General features: G+C 63.5%; 6 protein-coding genes and 1 pseudogene. 4 read left to right on the forward strand and 3 right to left on the reverse strand.

From position 1 onward, the window contains the following. A pseudogene (locus EN964_RS38810) lies at positions 1-127 on the forward strand (GAF domain-containing protein); the annotation flags it as partial. Between the two features lie 13 nt (positions 128-140). Here EN964_RS38810 and EN964_RS26545 read toward each other — a convergent pair. The 3 genes from EN964_RS26545 to EN964_RS26555 form a co-directional block, all read right to left on the reverse strand. Beyond that, positions 141-1,169 (reverse strand): YeiH family protein, encoded by a 1,029-nt coding sequence (locus EN964_RS26545; RefSeq protein WP_127272521.1) that lies wholly within the window; start codon positions 1,167-1,169, stop codon positions 141-143. Between the two features lie 123 nt (positions 1,170-1,292). Further along, positions 1,293-1,670, reverse strand: coding sequence for an ester cyclase (locus tag EN964_RS26550; protein WP_164748991.1), 378 nt, complete (start codon positions 1,668-1,670; stop codon positions 1,293-1,295). Between the two features lie 151 nt (positions 1,671-1,821). Next, positions 1,822-2,715 (reverse strand): LysR family transcriptional regulator, encoded by an 894-nt coding sequence (locus EN964_RS26555; protein ID WP_127276933.1) that lies wholly within the window; start codon positions 2,713-2,715, stop codon positions 1,822-1,824. Between the two features lie 153 nt (positions 2,716-2,868). Here EN964_RS26555 and EN964_RS26560 point away from each other — a divergent pair, with 153 nt between their 5' ends. From EN964_RS26560 to EN964_RS26570, 3 genes are all read left to right on the forward strand, one after another. Beyond that, positions 2,869-3,264, forward strand: a complete 396-nt coding sequence (locus EN964_RS26560) for a cupin domain-containing protein (protein WP_127268897.1) — start codon at positions 2,869-2,871, stop codon at positions 3,262-3,264. A gap of 57 nt (positions 3,265-3,321) precedes the next feature. Next, complete coding sequence (locus EN964_RS26565; RefSeq protein WP_127268895.1) at positions 3,322-3,657, forward strand: carboxymuconolactone decarboxylase family protein; 336 nt, start codon at positions 3,322-3,324, stop codon at positions 3,655-3,657. Positions 3,658-3,662: 5 nt separating this feature from the next. Further along, a partial coding sequence (locus EN964_RS26570) for an aldo/keto reductase (protein ID WP_164776005.1) occupies positions 3,663-4,262 on the forward strand: 600 nt, incomplete at its 3' end.

The following is a 4,262-nucleotide window of genomic DNA, read 5'->3' on the forward strand; positions in this document are numbered from 1 at the left end:
CGATGAAGGCGTCTTCGGCGTGCTCGATCTCGACAGCCCGCTGCCCGGCCGCTTCGACAAGGCCGACCAGGCCGGCATCGAGACGCTGGCGGCGATCTATGCCGCGTCGAGTTCGTTCGAGGACTGAGGCCCGGTTTAGACTAGGTGAATTTCACCAGCATCAGGCTGAAGCAGCCGATGAACAGGAAGGCCGAGAAGGCGAGCGCCAGCGGGCGCAGGCCGCGCGAGCGCAGCTGCGAGATGTCGGCCTGCAGGCCCATGGCGGCCAGCCCCATGGTCAGCATGATGGTGGTGGCGAGCGCCATTGCCGACTTCACCTCGGCTGGCACCGGGACGAGGCTGTTCAGCGCCACGATGGCGACAAAGGCGGCGACGAACCACGGCATGGGCGGCCGCGCCGCCACCTCACTGCTGCTCCTGCGGCGCGCCATCAGGCCGAGCGCGACGACCATCGGCGCCAGCATGGCGACGCGGGTCAGCTTGGCGACGGTAGCGATCTCGCCGGACTGGGTGCCGTTCTGGAAGCCAGCGCCGATGACTTGCGCCACTTCATGGATCGAAGCACCGGCCCACAGGCCGAAAGCGTGCTGGTCGAGGCCGAGCATGGCGACGGTGCCGAACAAGGTGATCGAGGCGACGGCGTAGGTGACGTCCTCGTCGCGCGCATCGGTGACGATGTTGGTGGCGACGATGGCCGAGGCGCCGCAGATCGAGGTGCCGGCGGCGATCAGCTGCGCCAGCTTGGCGTCGACGCCGATCAGCCGACCGAGCGTAATGGTGAAAACGAAGGTGGCGCCAAGCGTGGCGGCGACAATGCCGACGCCGCCGGCGCCGATCGAGACGACTTGGCCGAGCGTCAGCTGGAAGCCGAGCAGAACAATGGCGAAGCGCAGCAGGCGCTTTTGCGAGAATGCGATGCCGGCCTTGGCGTGCACCGGTGTGCCCAGCACGTTGGAGTAGATCATGCCGGCGACGACGGCGAGGATCATCGGGCTGAACAGCGCGAAGCCCGAAACATTGCGGGCCGAGAAGGCGACGGCAGTAATCATCGTGACAAGGACGATGCCGGGGACGATGCCATTCCAGTTGAGGGATTTCCGCCCTCGTGTCAGATCGGCAGGAAAAGCGCTTTTCGGAATATCGTTCGCGAAGTGGGAAACGGAAGACAAAGCAATGCTCCAGACGGGTGTGCCGGAGGAATGCCATTCCTCAAATAATCTTTCCAACGAATTATTTTCGTCATAATGATCGATTTTTACGAACGATCGGCGTCATCTTCTGGCCGGCCTGAATTAAAGCTGCGCTTCGATGGCCGCCTTGTCGATCACCGACCAGACGTTCCTGATCCTGTCGTCGAGGAATTCATAGAAGACGTTCTCGCTGAAGGACACCTTCCTGCCGTTGATGGGCAGGCCGAAGAAGGTTCCCTTCGGCGTGCAGTTGAACTGGAGCCGGCTGGCTATGAACGGCGGTTCGGCGATCAGCAGCTGGATGTCGAAATAGAGGTCCGGGATTTCCCGAAAATCGCGCTCCAGCATTTCTTGGTAACCCGACAGCCCGACGCGGTCGCCATTGTAATGCACCTCGTCATGAACGAAGCGATTCAGCTTCTGCCAGTCCTGATTGTTGAGGCAGGCGATGTAGCCTCGATAAAGGTCGGTCACGGTCACGGCGATAGCTCCGGATTTCGTCAGATCTGCTCGATCCGGAAGATAGAACGACGGCGGGCACAGTCCAGATGGAGAGCCTGTTCCCGAATCGGGATGGGGCTCTATCTGCTCGTTTTGAGCATGATCTTTTTCGGAAACCCGGTTTCCTGTTCTAGCCTCGGTAGCGCAGCGCGTCGACCAGCAGCGAGAAGGCCGGCGTCGCTTGCCGGCGGCTGGGGTAATAGAGATGGTAGCCGGGGAAAGGCGCGCACCAGTCGGCGAGCACCCGCACCAGCCGGCCGTCGGCCAGATGGGCCGTTACCTGTTCCTCCGGCAGATAGGCAAGGCCGAGGCCGGCGAGCACCGCGTTCATGCGCAGCGCGGACGTATTGAACACCAACTGGCCCTCGACCCGCACTTTCAGCTCGCGCCCGGCCTTCTCGAACTCCCAGGCGTAGAGCCCGCCATAGGTCGGCAGCCGCAGATTGATGCAATTGTGGGTGGTCAGGTCCTGTGGCGTGCGCGGTTTCGGCCATTTGGCGAAATAGGCCGGCGATCCGACCACCGCCATGCGCATGTCGGGGCCGATGCGCACCGCGATCATGTCGCGCGCCACCTGTTCGCCCAGCCGCACGCCGGCGTCGAAGCGCTCGGCAACGATGTCGGTCAGGCTGTAGTCGACGATGATCTCGACTTTGATGTCAGGATAGTCGGGCAGGAATTTCGCCAGGGCAGGCCACAGGATCGCATCGGCGGCATGCTCACCGGCGGTGATGCGGATGGTGCCGGCGGGGTTTTCGCGCAAGGCGCTGAGTGCCGCGATCTCGGCTTCGATCTCATCGAGCCGCGGCCCCACGGTGCGAGCCAGCCGCTCGCCGGCCTCGGTGGGCGACACGCTGCGCGTGGTGCGGGTCAGGAGCCGCACGCCCAGCCGCTCCTCCAGCGCCCGCACCGTATGGCTGAGCGCCGATTGGGAAACCCCGAGCTTGGCCGCCGCCCTGGTGAAGCTTTCCTCGCGCGCGACGGCGAGGAATGCGGTTAGCTCATTCAGATTGTCTCGCGGCATTCATGAGCCCCTTTCATAAGATCATGCTGGATATAGCACCTAATCGGCACCAATCGCAGACCCTAGATAGGCGTCATCACACCGGGCGCCTCTACCGGCAGCCTCTGAAGACCGGCGGTCGTGTCACGCCTGTTGCCAGGAAGGGACAAAACCATGGACATCACGCGAAACGGCTCTCAAGCCTCGGCCAGGGGATCGGCCGATTATTTCACCGGCGCGGTGCGCATCGACGCGCCGTTCAAGGGCAGCGAGCCCGCCCGCGTCGGCGGCGCCACCGTGACTTTCGAGCCCGGTGCGCGCACCGCTTGGCACACGCATCCCCTTGGCCAGACGCTGATCGTCCTCTCGGGCGCCGGCCTGGTGCAGCGCGAGGGCGGCCCGATCGAACCGATCCTGCCCGGCGACATCGTCTGGTTCGCGCCCGGAGAGAAGCATTGGCATGGCGCCGCGCCGACCACCGCGATGAGCCACATCGCTGTCGCCGAAGCGCTCGACGGCAAGGTCGTCGACTGGCTGGAGCATGTCAGCGACGAACAATACGGGGTTTGACCAAGTATCGGCGCGTGGCGCCGAGTTCAACGCCCGAACTCTTCGAAGGAGACCACCATGACAGATGTTCCAAGGCTGAAAAGCCCATTCTCCGATATCGCTCCCGCGCTTGGCAGATACACCGACGAGGTGTTGTTCGGCAACGTTTGGGAGCGCCCCGGCCTGTCGCCGCGGGACCGCAGCCTTGTCACCGTCACCAGCCTGATTTCGGGCTACCGGATCAATGAAATGCCTTTTCACATGAAGCGCGCGCTCGACAATGGCGTCACCCGCGACGAACTCATCGAAACCATTACACATCTCGCCTTCTACGCCGGATGGCCAACGGCAGCCACGGCTCTGGGCATTGCCCGCAAGGTCTTCGAACAAGCCGACGCCGAGAAGAAGGGATAACGACAATGCAGAAGCGCACACTTGGAAACAGCGGTCTCGACGTTTCGGCCATCGGGCTCGGCTGCATGGGAATGAGCCAGTCATACGGGCAGCCGATGGAGACGGCGGATGCAGTCCACCTGATCAGGGCGGCGTTCGACCGTGGCATCACCTTCTTCGACACCGCGGAGGTCTATGGACCGTTCACGAACGAGGAGGTCGTCGGCGAGGCGCTGCAGCCGATCCGCGACCAGGTGGTGATCGCCACCAAATTCGGCATCGACATCGCCGGGACAGCCCGACACGATGGCATGGACAGCCGGCCGCAGCATATTCGTGACGTCGTCGAGGCCTCGCTCAGGCGGCTGAGGACCGACCACATAGACCTCCTATACCAGCACCGCGTCGATCCGGTCGTGCCGATCGAAGAGGTGGCGGGCGCTGTGAAGGACTTGATCAGCCAAGGCAAGGTGAAGCATTTCGGTCTCTCCGAGGCGGGCGTACGCACGATCCGGCGCGCGCATGCGGTACAGCCGGGCGCCGCGGTCCAGAGCGAATATTCGCTCTGGTGGCGTGAACCGGAAGAGGCGATCCTGCCGGTGCTTGAAGAACTGGGGATCGGCTTC

The sequence above is a fragment of the Mesorhizobium sp. M7A.F.Ca.CA.001.10.2.1 genome (assembly GCF_003998575.1).
GTDB lineage: Bacteria > Pseudomonadota > Alphaproteobacteria > Rhizobiales > Rhizobiaceae > Mesorhizobium.